Genomic DNA, 16,966 nt, shown 5'->3' with positions numbered 1-16,966 from the left:
TCACGCCGGATCGACCGGTCCGGTGCCGGGGTCCGCGGTCGGCGTCAGCAACCGCGTCCGCATCAGGTCGAGGACCTGGTCGAGCGCGGCACGGGTGGGCTGACCGGGCTCGTCGATGAGGTGCTCGGTCAGCACCGAGTGCGGGGGCAGTAGGCCGTCCGGGTTCGCGGCGCCGCCGTCGATCTCGACGGCGACGAAGGCGTCGCCGAGCTGTTCGCGGAGGAAGTCGAAGCGCTCGGCCGGTGCGAGACGGTCGGAGTCGAAGCGCAGTCCCAGGACGGTCAGCCCTTTCGCACAGCGCTGCTTCACCCTGGCCAGGTCGCAGGGCGAGATGTCGATGGTCCGCCGTCGTCGCGCGGAGACGCCGAGGGGCAGCGAGGGCTGCGACAGGACGGGCGCGACCAGGACGTCGTCCACGGCCATCGCGAGCGCGTAGCCGCCGGTGAAGCACATGCCGACCGCGCCGACGCCCGGTCCGCCGCACCGATCGTGCTCGTGGGCCGCCAGCGCCCGCAACCACGTGACCACCGGCGAGCTGCGCCCGGTCGCCAGCATCGTGAACTCGCGGCTGACACAGACGGGGACCATCGTGGTGACCGCGTTGACGGCCGTCGCGACCATTCCGTGGGTGCCCGGATCCGGGTCCCGGCCGGGGTCGCCGAACAGGTGCGGAAGCACTGCCGTGCACCCGATCTCGGCGACGCGGCGGGCGAACTCGAGCACCTTCGGGGTGATGCCGGGGATCTCCGCCATGATGATCACCGCCGGGCCGGTGCCGCGGCGGTAGATCGCGCGCGTCGTGCCGTCGTGGGTGAAGCGTGCGGCCTCGAAATCGCTCAGGTCGTCGTCCGGCATGTACCGAGTATGCGGCCGCCGACCCCCCGATGCGACGAAGACCGGCTCCCCGTGTGGCGAGCCGGTCTTCGTCGTGCGGGCGCGACTACTTCTCGTACACGCGCATCATGCCTGGGCTCCAGAAGCCGGAGCGTCGCACCTCGCCGGTGTCGACGACGGCGGCCTCAGCCTGGGGGAAGTACGGCGTGTACCGCTCCAACGCGCCCCAGTCGCGGCCCCAGTCGTGGGCCAGGTAGGTCGGCACCGTGGACGCCTCCGCGAGCATCTCGGTCCAGCCGAGCGGTCCGCCGTTCTCGTGGGACTGCCAGGTGTCGGTGGAGCTGACCGCGAGCGGCCGGTCGGGGAGGATGCGGAATCCGGGGACCTCGGCAACGCCGTACTTGTGGTCGAACGGGCGCTGGCAGGGGAACTGCAGGCCGACCGCCCAGTCGAGCAGCACCGGCTGGGTGGTGCCGATGTAGTCGTTGAGCGACTGCAGCTGCGGCACCCGCGGCGGGGTGAACGCGAGCCACTGATCGCCGGTCAGGTTCGGGTCGTTCGCGACGATCCGGACCACGTCGGTGCCCGCGGGCAGCTCGTCGATCGGGATCCGCAGGTTCCGCCACGACGGCGCAGGGCCGATGTCCTTGGGCAGGTAGGTGCCAAGCGCGGTGATCGTGCCGTCGGCCTCGCGGTGCCCGGACTCGAGCAGCAGCGACTGACCGTAGGTGACCTCGCCGTCCTTGCTCTCCGACCAGATGCGGCCTGCCGCGGAGATCACGACCAGCGGCGACTGCTCGCTGCGCGCGGGCAGCCCGTACCAGCTGGAGGTGAGGCTGGCAGGCTCCTGGACCCCGGTCTGGTAGCTGCCGAGGATCGGCGTGGTCGCGGGGTTCAGCCCGTACGGCAGCTTGACGTTGCTGCCGTTGACGCCGACCGCCCCGGTGCCGCCCTCGGTGCCGGCGTTGGAGCCGGTGGCGAAGTTGGCGCCCACCGACTGGCCGTCGGTGTTCGACTGGCCTGGCTTGACCTCGGTGTAGTCCGCGGACAGGTCGGTGGGCACGCCGTTCGGGCTGAACCCGGTCGGCTTGCTGCCCCCGAGCGGGTCGTTCGGGTTCGCGGGCGGGTCGGCCGGGTCGAAGACCGGCTGCAGCCGGCCCGCATTCGGGTCCGCCTCGGTCAGCACGGCGTCGGCCAGGCCGCACGGCGATCCGGTCACGGCGTCGATGTTGGAGCGGGCCAGCGAGTACGCCGGGTACTGGGAGACCGCGCCCTTGGCCAGCGAGAGCACCTCGAACAGCACCATCAGCGCGGCCACCACGGTCAGCGGCACGGCCGCGAACTTCTTGATGCGCCTGCCCTTCTCGCTGGACGCCTTCACCTCGGTGCCGATGAAGTCCTCACGGAAGTACTGCCAGGCGACGACCAGCACGGCGACGACGAACAGTGCGAGCAGTGCCGAGTTGAGCTGCCTGCCGCCGAGCGAGACGGTCTTGTCGAACCACGGGATGCCGTAGCTGGAGACGTACCACCAGCCGTTGATGCCGGAGAAGGAGAACGCGAGCACCAGGAGCAGTCCCGCCGCGAACATGGTGCGGTTGCGGCGCGAGCGCAGCGCGGAGGCGGAGACCGCCACCGCGGTGAGCGCGGCAAGCGAACCGGCGATGCCCGCATACGCACCGAAGTGGTGGGTCCACTTGGTGGGGTTGAACATCATGAAGAAGATGGTTCCGAACACCACGCCGAGCAGGCGCCACGAAGGGCCGACGGCCGCACCGGGGATCTTCTTGCGGCGCAACAGCACGAACAGGGTGGTGAACAGGCAGAGGATCATCACCAGGAACGCGAACCGCCGGGCCACGGAACCGTCGACCGTCTGCACGAACAGGTAGTAGTACCGGAGGAACTCCTCGTACCAGTTCATGTTCGGCCCGATCAGGCTGCGCACCCTGGTGGCCTCGCGGACGCCCGCGAAGGTCTGGTCGGCGAACACCACGACGAGCACCACGGTGCCCGCCGCCGTCAGCGGCGCGATCAGCGGCCAGGCGCCGACCTCGCGGTGCCTGCGGACCAGGATCCGGACCATCGGCCGGGCGCCTGCCAGCAGGGCCGCCACACACATCAGGCCGGTCGGGGCGGCGCCGAGCGAGAACGCGGCGATCACGATAGCGACCGCGGCGGGCAGCAGCCTGCCGGTGGCGATGGCGCGCTCCACCGAGCACCAGGTCAGCAGCGCGCCGAGGGCCACGATCGGCTCCGGGCGCAGGCCGTTGTTGTAGGCCATCCAGAACGCGAGGAACACCAGCCCGCCGGTCCACACCGCGGCCGAGCTGTGCCGGACCGCGCGACCGAGGCGGGGGATCACCTCGCGGCTGATGACCAGCCAGCAGAGGATGCCTGCGAGCAGTGCGGGCAGGCGCATCCACGGGCTTGCCGTGGAGATCTTAGCCATCGCGGCCAGCACCTCGTAGTACCAGCCGAACGGGGCCTCGGGGACGCCGAACCAGCGGAAGTAGTTGGCCATGTAGCCGGCGTGCTCCGACACCCGGGCCATCGTCAGCAGGTAACCGTCGTCCGCGGTGTTCGCGCCGATGAAGTGCCAGACCAGGAGGACGCCGACGACCGCGCCGTCGACCGGCTTGAACCGCCACCAGTGCGACGGGAAGAAGCGCCGGTGGCCGCGGCCGTCGGTGCCGTCGAGTCGGGCCAGCGCGACCAGCGAGGAGATGGTCAGTAGGACCGCGAGCACCATCGCCGCGCTCTTGATCAGCGTCGGCGAGGAGGTGAACCGGGAATCGATGTTCGCCGTCAACGAGAGTCCGGCGGGCGCGGGGCCGTCCAGGCTGGTGAAGACTCCCACCACCTGCGGCCGCAGGTCTCCGGTCAGGGTTCCGGTGACCGGGTTGCCGCCGATGGACAGCCCCTCGAACGTGGCGGTGGTGCTGTTGATGTCGGAGCTGAAGGTGATGGCCGTGCAGCCACCGGCCTCGACCCGGGCCCGCGGGGCGGACGCGACGACCACGTTGCGGACGAGCACGTCAACGGTCTCGGCGGTGACCCGCATGAACATCGCGTTGAGCGGGGCCTCCGTGCCCTGCGGCGGGGCGGTGGCCAGCAGCAGGCCGCCCTCCGCGGGCAGCTCGCGGACCAGCGCGCACGGCACCGTCGCCTGCAGGTCGATCGGCACCTGGGCCATCAGCGGCGCGTCGACGCTCGCGGTGACCCCGGCCTGCGGCCAGTTCAGGGTGGACGTCGTCTGGGTGACCGGCAGGAACGGGGTCGCCAACGCGAACAGCGCACCGAGCAGACCGGTGACGACCGCGATCAGCCGCGCGGTGCGGTACTTCGCTCTGAAGTCGACCGGTGGCGGCGGTACGGAAATGGCTGGTTCAGTGGCTGTCACGACGTCGGGCACGGTTCACGATGGTAGGCGAGGGTCGGTCGGCGTTCACATCGCTACGGAGAATCTCCCCAATCGGTGATCCACGCCCCCGTGGCTCGGCTCTCCGCCCCAGCTCAGCGGCCTGGTCGGTCGCCGCGGCGGAGGGGATCGGCTGCGATCGCGGGGTTCGCGATCGCAGCCGCCGTCACCGTGCCGGGATCGGCCCCGGGTCCCACAGCCCGGACCGGGTCACGGTCGCGGTGTCCACCCGGGCGGGCACCGCGGATTCGTCGAGCGGCGTGAACCGCTCCAGCGAGCCCCAGTCGCGGTCCCAGTCGCGGTCGAGGTAGCTGGGCATCGTCTCCGCGCTGAGCAACAGGTCGGTCCAGCCGAGCGGTCCGCCGCCGAGGCTGTCCTGCCAGCCGTTGGTGGAGTCGGCGCCGACCCGGTCCGGCAGGATCCGGTACTCGGGCGCCTCGGCGACCCCGTACTCGTGGTCGAACGGCCGCTGGCAGGGGAAGGACAGGCCGACGGACCAGTCCAGCAGCACCGGTGCGCTCGAACCGACCACCTCGTTCAGCGTCCGCAGCTGCGGTACCCGGGGCGGCGTGACGGCCAGCCACTGCCGCTGGGAGAGGTCGTGGTCGTTCGCGACCAGCCGCACGGCGGTGGCATCGGCCGGGATGTCGGCCATCGGGACCCGGAGGTTCCGCCACGACGGCGACGGGCCGATGTCGATGGGCAGCAGGCTGCCGCGTGCCTCGATCGTGCCGTCGGCAGCGGGGGCGCCGTACTCGACGACCAGGTCCTGGCCGTAGGTGACGACGCCGTCGGCGTCGACGGACCGGATCCGGCCCGCGGCGGTGACCACCAGGATCGGCGCCGCATCGCTTCGCTGAGCCGATGTACCGGCAGAGCCGGTATCCGGCAGCCTGTACCACCCGGAGGTGAGCTTCGCGGTGGACTGCTCGCCGGTCTGGTAGCTGCCGAGGACCGGGGTGCGCGCCGGGTCTAGCCCGAACGGCAGGGCAACGGAGCTGCCGTTGATGCCCGTGTTGCCGGTGCCGCCGCCGGTGCCGGACGCGGTGCCGGAGGTGGTCGTGGTGGCGTCGCTGTCGATGGTGTTCGCGCCGCCCGCGGCCTTGTTCTCCTCGTCGGCGGTCAGGTCGACGGGCACCCCGTTGGGGGTGAAGCCGGCATCCGCCTCCGCCCCGAGCGCGTTGTCCGAGGGGCTGACCGGGGTGAGCGTTCCTGCGTTCGCGTCGGACTCGACGAGCACGTCGTCGGCCAGCGCGCAGGTGTCGCCCGCGAGCGCCTCGACGTTCGAGCGGGCCACCGAGTACGCCGGATACTGCGCGACCGCGGCCTTGGCCAGGGACAGCACCTCGAAGAGCACCACGAACGCGGCCGCGAGCGTGAGCGGGGAACCGAGCAGCGCCCGCAGCCCGCGCGGCGGGGCCGCCTGCTCCTCCGGCCGGTACGGGGCCCGCAGGTGCTGCCAGCCCGCCAGCAGCAGCGCAAGCACGGCCAGGCCGAGCAACGCGGTGGAGAAGGCGTTGCCTGCGATGGACGGCGGCTTGTCCCACCACGGCACGCCGTAGCTGGAGACGTACCACCAGCCGTTCGAGCCGGTGAACGCAAGCGCGAGCAGGAACAGCACGCCCGACGCGAACAGCGTGCGGTTGCGGCGCGAGCGAAGCGTGGCCGCGGCGACCGCGACGGCGGTCAGCGCGGCGATGGAGGCGGCCAGGCCCGCGTACACGCCGAAGTGGTGGGTCCACTTGGTGGGGGTGAACATCATCAGCACCAGCGAGCCGAACACGATCCCGAGGATGCGCCGCGACGGACCGGCGGCTGCGCCAGGGATCTTGCCTCCCCTGCGCAGCATGATCATCGCGCAGACGACCAGGCAGAGGATCATCGTGAACACGCCGAACCGCCGGGCCAGCGACCCGTCGGGGGAGACGTTCATCAGCGCGTCGTAGCGGTGGTATTCGTCGAACCACTTCACGTTGGGGCCGACCAGGGTGCGGACCCGGGTCGCCTCGAGCACGGTCGCGAGGGTCTGGTCGGCGAAGACCACGGCCAGCACCAGGGTGCCTGCCGCGGCGACCGGCGCGAGCAACGGCAGCCACCCCACCTGGCGGGCCCTGGTGACCAGGATCGCCGTGATCGGCCGGGCGCCGACGATCAGCGCGGCGACGGCGATCACGCCGGTCGGACCGGCCGCAAGCGAGAACGCCGCGATGAGCACGCCGACGGCGGCGGGCAGCAGCCTGCCGGTGGCGATGGCGCGTTCGATCGAGCACCAGGTCAGCAGCGCGCCGAGGGCGATGATCGGCTCGGGCCGCAGGCCGTTGTTGTAGGGCAGCCAGAACGCGAGGAAGACCAGTCCGGCGGTCCAGATCGCGATCCGGTTGTGGCGCACCGCGTTACCGAGGCGGGGGATCACCTCGCGGCTGATCACCATCCAGCAGAGGATGCCTGCGAGCAGTGCGGGCAGGCGCATCCACGGGCTGGCCGTGGAGATCTTGGCCATCGCGGCCAGCACCTCGTAGTACCAGCCGAACGGGGCCTCGGGGACGCCGAACCAGCGGAAGTAGTTGGCCATGTAGCCGGCCTGTTCCGACGCCCGGGCCATGTTGAGCAGGTAACCGTCGTCGGAGGTGTTCGCGCCGATGAAGTGCCACAGCGCGAGGACGCCGACCACAAGGCCGTCGACGCCGGTGAAACGCAACCAGTGCCTGGGCAGGAAGCGGCGTGCGGCGCGGCCGTCGGTGCTGTCGAGGCGATGCAGCGCGATAAGTGCGATCAGCGTGGCCAGCGTCCCGACGATGATCGCGAGCAGCTTGAACAGCGTGGGGCTGGAGGAGAACCGCGAATCGATGTCCGCGCGGACCTCGAGGCCTGCGGGGGCGGCGCCCTGGAGGTCGCTGAAGATGCCGACCATCTGCGGGCGCAGGTCGCCTGCGACGTCGACGCTCAGCGGCTCGCCCGCGTCGCCGAGCGGGCCGCTCGAATTGTCACTGCTCAGCCCGGCGAAGGTGGCGGTGGTGTGCGTGGCGTCCGAGAACACGGTGATCGCCGAGCACTTCGCCGCGACGTCGGCCAGCGGTGCCGAGAGCAGCACGCTGTTGCGCAGGATCACCTGCACCTCGCGGCCGGTCTCGCTCGCGGGATCGCCCGCGACCTTGACGGTGAGGCCGTCGAGCTCGGCCTCCGCCGCCTGCTTCGGGGCGGTGGAGAGCAGTACCTGCCCGTCGGGCGGTAGCTGCGTCACCACCGCGCAGGGAATGTGCGCGCTGAGGCTGAGCGGTTCGTAGCTGACCAGCGGTGCGGACACGCTGGTCAGGGCGCCGTTCTGCGGCCAGGACACGCTGGCGGTGGTCTGCTTGACCGGCAGCAGCGGGGTGAGGACGGCCAGCAGCAGCCCGGCCAGACCCGCGACAACCGCGATCAGGCGGGCGGTGCGCAGGGAGGTGCGGTCGGCTGGCGTGGATTCAGGCGCGTCGGACACAAGGTCCGATCGTATGGGACGGCGCCCGGCTCAGTGCCCCGCGGCGACCAGGCCGCGCACATCCCACACCCAGACGTCGTCGGCGGCATGACCGCTGTCGCGGAGCAGCTCGCTGACCGTCTCGCGGAGCACCTGATGGTTTCGGCCCGGCGGGAGCACGAGCGCGTCGGCCCGCCAGAACCTCAGGTCCGCGACCGCCTGCGCGCGCACTTCGTCGGTGATCGCCGGCGCCGTGCCGGTCTTGGCCACCTCGGCCAGCAACAGCGCCGTCGGCCGATCGTCCGGGCCGTACTTGGCCTTCTTGGCGGCGCCCGCCGGTCCGACGAAGTAGCCGCCCGCGAGCGGGAAGCCGAAATCAGCCTGGGTCTGCCAGGACAGCGCGCGCGCATCCTCGGGGCGGGGCAGAGGGACCGTCACGATGGAGCCGTCGTCGACGTATCCGCGCCAGGTCCCGTCGGCGAAGAACTCGGGAGCGGGCTTGCGGTCGACCGCGGGCAGCGGCATCGGTGTCAGCGGCAGCAGCGCGAGCACCAGACAGATGCACCAGGGCACCAGCGTCACCCGCTCGCGGACGGCACGGTCCGTCGCCATCGCCAGCAGCAGCGCGATCGCGGGGACCGCGCCCATCGCGAACCTGGTCTCGAGCACCGATTCGAGCAGCGGGACGTGCTCGAACCACGCCCACGGCAGGGTGATCCCGGTCCGGTTCCGCCCGATGGTCAGCTCGGACCCGAGCGAGAGCACGCCCATCGCGAGCGTCGTCACCGTTGCCGCCCGGGCGAGCGGTGACCGCCACAACCAGGCCGACGCCGCGGCGACGAGAGCCAGCAGGGGCCAGCCGAAGTAGGCGTTCTCCTCGGTGGCGCCGATCGAGACGTCCTGCCCGGGGTTGGTGCGCCCGCCGAGCGACTGCGCCGGGAACTGCAGCAGCGCCTTGAGATCGTTGCCCATCGCCCCGTGATCGATGACCCTGTAGCTCTGCGGCCCGAAGAACTGCCACCACAACGGGATCGCGGTGATCGCCAGCGCGATCACCGCTGCCAGCAGCAGCGGTCGCCACGCGGCCCGCACCGCGGCGCGGGTGAGCCGCGGCCGAAAGGCGAAGTACGCCGCCGTGAACACGGCGAAGGACATGGCACAGATGAGCAGCGGTTCCTCGCCGAGCAGGATCTGCGCCGCGACCAACAGGCCGAGCGCGACAGCGGCCTTGGTGCCCGCGCCGTGGCTGAGCCGGATCACGCAGCCGAGGATCAGCGGCAGCAGCGCCAGCGCCACGAAGTTCGGGTGACCGTTGGCGTGCGAGATCATCCCGGGGGCGAAACCGCAGAACAGCCCGCCGACGGCCGCCGCGGCCCGCGACCGCACCGCGAACCGGGACAGCAGCCAGTACCAGGCGAAGGCGGTCCCGGCCAGCCCCGCGGTCAGCACCAGCGTCCAGGTGGCGGTCGGGCCGAACAGCAGCGTGACCGGCGCGAGCGGGATGCTGACGCCGAACATGGCCGTGTTGGCCATCAGGTTCACACCGTCGGGATAGTTCTGCAGGAGCGTGCCGAGAGGGTTTTCCAGCCGGGTCACCGAGTGCGCCGCGACCGCGAAGAACCACTCCCACATCCGCTGGTCCTGGCCGCTGCCGAGCAGGTAGCCGACGGTGGGGGAGCGCCACTGGCGACCGAGCACCACCATCGCGAGCGCGGTGAACCCGAGCGCGGCGGCCACGTCCGGCCCGGCCAGGTGTCCCCGCAGGCGACCGACGACGGCGCGCGCGGACCTCGGTGCGGTCGAGGTCCTCGCGGGGTCCGCCAGCATGGGTGCCTGGGGCATTGCACGTTCCTGTCCGTCGGCGGGCCGACGGATTGCCGAGCCCCTTGGCCCCGGCCACCGTACTCACCGGCCCTGTGAGGTTCCTGTCGGCGGTCGGCCGCTCAGGACCGTGCGGCCACGAAGCGGTCCATGCAGCGCTCCGCCACCGCGGTGATCGTCAGCGCCGGATTGACCATCGCGGAGGATCCCGGCAGCAGCGCGCCGTCGACGACGAACAGGTTGGCGTAGCCGTCGACCTGCCCCTCGTGGCTGCACGCCCGGCCCATCACCATGCCGCCGAGTCCGTGCCACGTGCACCCGGAGCCGAAGTCGCTGAGCCGGGTGTAGATCGGGATCCCGGTGGCGGGTGAACCGAACCGGGTCTCGGTCCGCTCGTGGAATCGGCCGGCGAAGTTCCGGCCGCGCGCATCCACGTTGCTGTTCGACTCGCCGAACGGGTAGTTCAGTTCCGCCCGCCCGGTCGCCGGGTTGTAGTCGATCGAGCCGCGTTCGTCCGAGATGACCTGGATCAGGTTCGCCATGTTCGAGCCGCCCGCGAGGTCGGGGAACGGTGACGCCTCCCATGAGATCGAGATCGGGCCGTCCGGATTGTCGTCGTCGTACATCACCGCGACGCCGGGGCCGCCCTGCTTTGCCCCGCAGTCCCGGCGCAGCAGCCCCCGGGCGATGAGGAAGTCGCCGTTGTTTCCGTATCCCTTGCCGACGTGGTCGTTCAGCCGGGTCAGCGTGCCCTTCGCCTTGGCGGTCGCGAGCAGCGCAGAGGTGTAATACGAGCCGGCGGCCATGAACACGTAGTCGGCCACGAGCGTCTTGTGTTCCCGCACCGCGCCGGACTCGTCGATCCGCTTGACCACGACCTCGAACCGGTCCTGCCCGGAGATCTCCCGGATCTCGATGACCTCGTGCAGCGGGAGGATCGTCACGTTCCCGGTGGCCTCGGCCGCAGGCAGGTAGTTGTGGTCGACGCTGTTCTTGGCGCCGGAGTTGCTGCCGTACGGGCCCTCGCCGATCGAGTACGACGCGGGCGTGCGGCCGGCGAGTTCCTCGCGGACGACGTCCCAGTCGACGCAGAAGTCGTGCAGGACGGGTTCTCCGCCGAAATCCTCGATGTAGTCCAACCAGGCGCGCGCACCCCGGTAAGCGGGGTTCGCGAGGAGGTCCGCCGGGAGGGGCGAGGTGCCCAGCATCTTCTTGGCGCGCGGGTAGTACGTCCGGTCGAGTTCGTCGTAGTCGATCTGGGCGGGGAAGACCGTGGCGAAATCCTTGCGCCGGGGCTGCGGCGTGAACGCGCCGAACGCGAGCGAGCCGCCGCCGACCCCGACGCCGTAGATGGCGTCGATGCCGTTGCCGTACACCCGGTCGATGAGGCCCGGGTACCGGGCGATGGACTGCAGCCGGGTCAGCTGGTTGATCGGCGGGTGGTCCGCGAACCAGGCGGATCGGCCGTCGGGTTCGTTGATCGTGCAGAAGGTGGTGCCGTCCGGGTTCACCGGCCAGCGCCTGCCGCGCTCGAGAACCGTGGTTCGGACGCCGGCCTGGCCGAGCCTCAGCGCCGCGACCGCGCCACCGAAGCCGCTGCCGACCACCACGGCTGTCTTGCCGGTCAACGCCGACGGGGAGGCGCCCGCACGCGCGGCGGAGATGGGCCCGAGGGCCGCACCCGCGGCCAGCGCGCCGACACCAAGGGCGGCGCCGCGCAGGACGGACCGGCGGTTCGGGTGGGGTTGCGGCGCTTGCTCGACGATGGTCACGTCGGCAACCTACGCGGCCGTTGCCCAAACGAACAGTTAAACGATAAATCAGTCGGCGTGGCGGATAGACGTCGTGTCGCGGTCGAGCACACCCGCGTAGTGGCCGAGCCGGCCGGAAGCCTGGAGCATGGCGAGACCCTGTGCGGTGAGTCGTCGTTGCCAGTCATCCAGCGCCGCGGCCAATGCATCTGTGCCGCCTGCTTTTCCGATCTGTTGGATCACGGTGGCGATGTGGTCGAGCGGATAGCTCCCGCGCCGGAGGAGGTGGGCGAGCTCGGCGTCGCGGACGTCGCTCGCGCGGTAGCGGCGGTATCGGGTGGCCGGATCGCGGGCTGGGTCGAGGATGCCTGCGTCTTCCCAATTGCGCAGCGTCGCGGGGGTGACGCGGAGGTGCCGCGCGAGTTCACCGATGGTCCAGGTTTCGGAATCGTCCAATATGTCTGTGGTGGTGTCGGATTCGGTCGTCAGGTGATGTGCCGCTTTCCTGACGGCATCGAGGGTGTCCCGATCGCGGAGCGACTGGCCGTGGGCACGGTCGATGATCGCCAGGAGGTTCTCGAGGTCCCCCTCGTGGAGTGCGTTCATGATCTGGCTGCCTGCCGCGTACCCGTACGCCGGGATGAGCGAGAGGTAGGCGCGCAGTGCCGCCGCATGCACCTCGCTGTAGACCCGGTAGCCGCTGGGCGTGCGCTCGGCGGGCGGGATGAAGCCGTCCCGCTCGTAGTTGCGGACCGCCTGGGTCGAGATGCCGTGCTCGCGGGCGAGGTCGGATGGTCGCAGGGTTCTCACTGGTTTGAGACTCTACCGCCCATCAGGCCGGTCAATGCTCGAGAAGTCTCAACCGACCTTTCAACGATACGATTGAGACACATGAGCCAGGACATTCGAGACCTCGTACCCGCATCATGCGACATCCTCGCGCTCGGTGAGCCGACGCATCTGGAACCCGCCTTTGCGCGGGTCCGCAACGTATTGTTCGCGCAACTGGTCGACCACGGCTTCCGGTCGATCGCCCTGGAAACCGATCGCGTGGCCGCGCTGACCGTGAACTCCTTCGTGCGGGAGGGAGCCGGAAGCCTCGATCTGGCGATGAGCGAAGGCTTCTCCCACGGCTTCGGGGACCTGGACGCCAATCGGCAACTGGTTGCCTGGATGCGTGAGTACAACGAGAACCTGTCGCCGGCAGAACAATTGAGCTTTCACGGGTTTGACGCTCCGCTGGAGACCACCAGCGCACCCAGCCCGCGAACGCATCTCGAATACGCCCGCGACTACCTGGGGCTCGACCTCGACATCGCGAGTCTCTGCGGCGAGGACGACCGCTGGAGTCGCACGGAGGCGGTGATGGACTCGGCCGCGTCGATCGGCGCCACGGCCGAGGCAGACCGGCTGCGTTCGGTTGCGGACGACCTGCTCACCACGCTCTACGCGCGGGCCCCGGAGATGATCGCGACGACCTCACACGCCGAATGGCGCAGGGCCAAGACGTATCTCACCGCCGGTCTCGGCCTGCTCCGTTATCACCGCCAGGCGGCGCAGCGCATCGACGAGAGCGCGCGGGTGTCGCTCCTGCTGGGTACCCGGGATGCGCTCATGGCCCGGAATCTCCTCGACATCCGAAGCGACGAGGCGGAGCGGGGGGCGACAATGGCCTTCGCACACAACCGTCACCTGCAGGAGAACCCGAGCACCATGCGCATGGCGGACATGGACCTCGAGTGGTCCAGCGTCGGCGCCATCGTGGGGTCGCTGGTGGGCGAGAAGTACGCCTTCGTCGCGGGCAGCCTCGGCCGCAGCGACGCGATCGGGCTCGGCGAACCCGAGCCGGACACGTACGAGGGCGTCCTCCAGACACGGGTCGCCACCTGGGGTCTGACGTCCGCCACCGCGGTCGCCGCCGCTCGCCCCCGCACCGACACCACGCCCGCGCAGGGCTATTTCCCCCTCGACCAGACGGCCCTCGACACGGTCGGCACCATCCTGCACATCAGTTCCGGCGCAACGGCGCTCGCGCCCGCTGTCGGCTAGGCCTCGCCGGAGGTCGTGGGCGGCGAGAGGGTGCGCATCGCCTCGCAGATCGTTGCGTGGATCGCCGATTCCTCGGCGACGGCGTCGGGTTCCCAGGTCGGCTCGGGCGCGCCCTCGATAGCCGGGCCGAACAGCCACCACACGTTGTGCCATGGGTCGACGAACCGGGCGAGGGAGCTGCCCCCGTAGAACGGCGTGGTCGACGTGATCACCTGGGCGCCCCTCGCGCCGGCGCGCCGCAGGACCTCGTCGCAGTCGGTGACATTCACCTGGAGCAGGGCCGGGGTGAACGCCCAGTCCGGCTTGGAGTCGACGACCATCAGGCAGGAGTCCCCGATCCGGACCTCCGCGTGGATCAGCAACCCGTCGGTGTCCTCGGTGTGCGCTTCCTCGGTTTCGTGCCCGTCGAGCACCTCAGCGAGGAAACGGATGAACGCCCGCGCGCCTCCACGGCCTTTCACTGCCGCGAAGGCGTTCAGGCTGCCGTAGCCGTTGAACAGGTCGGAATTGGGTCGGATCAGCTCTCTCGTGGTCATGCCCGCGAGGCTTTCATCGAATCCGGTCAGATTCTGTCCGCATTCACGGCGACGTGTGCGCGGTGGCTACGAGGCGGCCTCGCGTCGCGGGGGCGGATCGGCCAGCGCCTCGGCGACCAGGTCCAGCGACAGTCCGAGGACCTGGGCGAGGGCGGCGACGGTGAAGAACGCGGGCGTCGCGATGCGGCCGGTCTCGATCTTGCGCAGCGTCTCCACGGAGATGCCCGCGTCCAGCGCGACCTCGACCATGCTGGCATCGCCGCGGGCTCCGCGCAGCAGCTCGCCGAGCCGCCTGCCCCGTTCGAGTTCCTCCGCCGTCAGCGGCACGCGCACCATGGCCCCTATAGTAATACCGGTATAGTTATTGGCAACACGGGAGAGGTGGGCATGGTCGAGATCAAGACAGACGTAGAGGTGCGCTCGATGCGGGCGGCCGGACGGGTGGTGGCGCAGGCCCTCGCGGCGGCGCGGGAGACGGCAGCGGTCGGGGTGAGCCTGCGTGAGTTGGACGCGGCCGCGGCGGCGGTGATCCGGGAGGCGGGCGCGACCCCGGCCTTCCTCGACTACCACCCCGCCTGGGCGCCGTCGCCGTTCCCCGGCGTGGTGTGCGCCAGCGTCAACGACGCGATCGTGCACGGAATCCCGACCGACTACCGGCTGGCCGACGGCGACCTGGTCAGTCTGGACTGCGGAGCGTTTCTCGACGGGTGGTGCGGCGACTCGGCGATCAGTTTCGTCGTCGGCACGGCCGACCCCGCGGACCTGAGCCTGATCGCGGACACCGAGGCGGCGCTCGCGCGGGGCATCGAGGCGGCGCGGGTCGGGAACCGGATCGGTGACATCGCCGACGCCATCGGGGCCTTCGCCAGGAGCAGGGGACGCGGTGTGCTCGCCGATCACGGCGGCCACGGCATCGGTCGCGCCATGCACGAGGACCCCGACGTACCCAACGAGGGACGGCCCGGCCGGGGGATGAAGCTGCGCGCAGGCCTGGTGCTCGCGCTCGAGCCGATGCTCATCGGCGGCGGCACCGACGACTACCGGCACGACCAGGACGGCTGGACGCTGCGCACCCTCGACGGCACCCGCGCGGCGCACAGCGAACACAGCATCGCCATCACCGCGGACGGGCCACTGATCCTCACCGCGGTCTGAGCGCGCAGAACCGACCACCCGGGGGCATCCGCGGGCACGAACCGATGCAGTTCTCACTCATCGGGATTTTTTCCGGTTATGGGGTACCGCGCGGTGTGAGATGAGTCCATGTCACACCGAGCGGCCTATCTCCCAGGTGCATTGCTGGCCGGAAAGCGGGCCGTCGTCACCGGCGGCGCCGCCGGTATCGGCGCCGCGATCGCGCGCAGCTTCGCCGCCCACGGCGCGCACGTCCTCGTCGCCGACGTCGACCCGGTCTCGGAGCTCGACTTCGACCGCGCCGCAGGCGGTCTCATCGACGCGATCGAAACCGATGTCCGTGGGCCGCGCGTCCATCCCGCGCTCCTCGAACACCGCCCCGACGTCCTGGTCAACAACGTCGGGCATTTCCTTCGCGCGTCGCAGCCCTTCGTCGTGGACGATCCCGACCAGTGGGTCGAACTGCACGAGGCGAACCTCGGCCACGTGTTGCGACTGACGCATGCGCTGCTTCCTGCAATGACCGAACGCGGCGGCGGATCGATCGTCAACCTCACCACGGTCGAGGCGCACCGAGCCATCCCCGGCCACACCGTCTATTCCGCTTACAAGGCCGCGCTGATGCAGTTCACCCGCTCGCTCGCCGCCGAGGTCGGGCCACATGGCATCCGCGTCAATGCGATCGCCCCGGATCTCATCGAAACGGTCCAGGTTCCCTACGCCGAACTCGTACCCGCCGAGGAACTTCCGCTGTGGCCCGCCTGGTCACCGCTTGGCGGACCGGGTCAGCCCGAGGACGTGGCAGGTGCCGCCCTGTTCCTCGCCTCCGATCTCGCCCGTTACGTCACCGGCGGCACCGTCCACGTCGACGGCGGCACTCACAGCTCCGGCGGCTGGGTGCCTCGCGCGACCGGTGGCTGGACCAACCGCCCGCGCAATCCCTGATGGTCCGCTGGACTCCCCAAATGCCGGACCGCCTTCCCTCGGTTCATATTCGAAAGGTTCACTGCTGTGAAGATCCTCGTAGTCGGAGGCACCGGAATGATCGGTGCCCATGCCGCCCTCCACTTGCGTGACCAGGGCAACGACGTCACGCTCGCGGCCCGGGGTGCGATTCCGGATGAATCGCCGGTTGCCGGCTTCCCCGTACTGATCGGCGACTACACCGTTCCGTCCTTCACCACCGAGCAATTGGCCGGGTTCGACGGAATCGTGTTCGCCGCCGGTCAGGACGTGCGGCACAAGGACCCCGACATCGACGATGCGCCGTTCTGGGAGAAGACTCAGAGCGTTGGCGTCCCACGATTCGCTGCGCTCGCCAAGCAGGCAGGCGTCCCGCGCTTCGTCCAGGTCGGGAGCTACTACCACCAGCTTCGCCCGGATCTGGCCGAGGACAACCCCTATATCGCCGCCCGGCGGGCAGCCGACGAGGGTGCCCGCGCCCTCGCCGACGAGACGTTCAACATCTGCACGCTGAACCCCCCGTCGATCATCGGCGCCGTCCCCGGTGCGTCCGCCGGTCGCTACCGCCGGATGATCTCGTGGGCGTCAGGAGACGAGCCCGATGTTCCCGACTTCGCTCCCGCGGGCGGCACGAACTACATGTCTGCCAGTTCGTTGACGGAGGCGATCTGGGGTGCCCTGCAGAATGCGGAGCCGGGTGCCGCGTATCTCATCGGCGACCAGAACCTCTCGTACCGTGAGTTCTTCCAGATTCTCGTCGATGCGGCCGGTGGAAATCGGGTCGTGGACGAGCGCGACGAGGAGCACCCGCTGCTACCGGACGCGTTCATCGTCCAGGGTCGCGGCAACAGGTTGTCCTATGAGCCGACGCCTGCGGACGTGTCCAGGCTCGGTTACACCCGCAACGACTGCGCGCGTGCGGCCGAACAACTGGTCCGGGTGGTGCGAGCCGCATCTCGTTAGCCACTCGAATGCATCCGGCCCCCGGCCTGGCGAACTC

The 16,966-nt window shown here is 70.3% G+C and carries 12 protein-coding genes; 4 read left to right on the top strand and 8 right to left on the bottom strand.

Going from position 1 to position 16,966, the window contains the following annotated elements; genetic code table 11:
• The 6 genes from ACWFRB_RS15105 to ACWFRB_RS15080 form a co-directional block, all read right to left on the bottom strand.
• Positions 1-855 carry a dienelactone hydrolase family protein gene (locus ACWFRB_RS15105; RefSeq protein ID WP_452641953.1) on the bottom strand — a complete coding sequence of 285 codons (855 nt, stop codon included), beginning with the start codon at positions 853-855 and terminating at the stop codon, positions 1-3.
• Positions 856-940: 85 nt separating this feature from the next.
• Entirely contained in the window at positions 941-4,249 is a 3,309-nt protein-coding gene (locus ACWFRB_RS15100; RefSeq protein WP_452641952.1) for an arabinosyltransferase domain-containing protein, read from the bottom strand.
• Positions 4,250-4,421: 172 nt separating this feature from the next.
• Positions 4,422-7,733: an arabinosyltransferase domain-containing protein gene (locus ACWFRB_RS15095; RefSeq protein ID WP_452641951.1), complete on the bottom strand. Its 3,312-nt coding sequence runs from the start codon at positions 7,731-7,733 to the stop codon at positions 4,422-4,424.
• Between the two features lie 30 nt (positions 7,734-7,763).
• Positions 7,764-9,554: a glycosyl transferase gene (locus ACWFRB_RS15090; protein ID WP_452641950.1), complete on the bottom strand. Its 1,791-nt coding sequence runs from the start codon at positions 9,552-9,554 to the stop codon at positions 7,764-7,766.
• A gap of 101 nt (positions 9,555-9,655) precedes the next feature.
• Positions 9,656-11,299 (bottom strand): GMC oxidoreductase, encoded by a 1,644-nt coding sequence (locus ACWFRB_RS15085; protein ID WP_452641979.1) that lies wholly within the window; start codon positions 11,297-11,299, stop codon positions 9,656-9,658.
• 54 nt (positions 11,300-11,353) lie between these two features.
• Positions 11,354-12,094, bottom strand: a complete 741-nt coding sequence (locus tag ACWFRB_RS15080; RefSeq protein WP_452641949.1) for a TioE family transcriptional regulator — start codon at positions 12,092-12,094, stop codon at positions 11,354-11,356.
• Between the two features lie 81 nt (positions 12,095-12,175).
• Between ACWFRB_RS15080 and ACWFRB_RS15075 the strand changes: the two genes are divergently transcribed.
• On the top strand, positions 12,176-13,333 hold the full coding sequence (locus ACWFRB_RS15075; RefSeq protein ID WP_452641948.1) for an erythromycin esterase family protein: 1,158 nt from the start codon (positions 12,176-12,178) through the stop codon (positions 13,331-13,333).
• Here ACWFRB_RS15075 and ACWFRB_RS15070 read toward each other — a convergent pair.
• Together ACWFRB_RS15070 and ACWFRB_RS15065 are read right to left on the bottom strand one after the other, a co-directional pair.
• The gene (locus tag ACWFRB_RS15070) at positions 13,330-13,869 is read right to left on the bottom strand and encodes a VOC family protein (protein WP_452641947.1); all 540 of its coding nucleotides are present in this window, start codon (positions 13,867-13,869) and stop codon (positions 13,330-13,332) included. The two genes, ACWFRB_RS15075 and ACWFRB_RS15070, sit on opposite strands and share 4 nt — an antisense overlap.
• Before the next feature lie 66 nt (positions 13,870-13,935).
• Positions 13,936-14,205, bottom strand: coding sequence for a helix-turn-helix domain-containing protein (locus ACWFRB_RS15065; protein WP_452641946.1), 270 nt, complete (start codon positions 14,203-14,205; stop codon positions 13,936-13,938).
• A gap of 51 nt (positions 14,206-14,256) precedes the next feature.
• On the opposite strand from ACWFRB_RS15065, the gene map reads away from it, so the two are divergent.
• The 3 genes from map to ACWFRB_RS15050 all read left to right on the top strand — a co-directional run bounded on the left by map (position 14,257) and on the right by ACWFRB_RS15050 (position 16,929).
• On the top strand, positions 14,257-15,024 hold the full coding sequence (gene map, locus ACWFRB_RS15060; protein ID WP_452641945.1) for a type I methionyl aminopeptidase: 768 nt from the start codon (positions 14,257-14,259) through the stop codon (positions 15,022-15,024).
• 108 nt (positions 15,025-15,132) lie between these two features.
• Positions 15,133-15,948: an SDR family NAD(P)-dependent oxidoreductase gene (locus ACWFRB_RS15055; protein ID WP_452641944.1), complete on the top strand. Its 816-nt coding sequence runs from the start codon at positions 15,133-15,135 to the stop codon at positions 15,946-15,948.
• A gap of 66 nt (positions 15,949-16,014) precedes the next feature.
• Positions 16,015-16,929, top strand: coding sequence for an NAD-dependent epimerase/dehydratase family protein (locus ACWFRB_RS15050; RefSeq protein WP_452641943.1), 915 nt, complete (start codon positions 16,015-16,017; stop codon positions 16,927-16,929).
• Positions 16,930-16,966: the final 37 nt, after the last annotated feature.

The organism is Rhodococcus sp. NPDC055112, from assembly GCF_053607505.1.
This window is presented reverse-complemented; position numbering and strand designations above follow the sequence as displayed.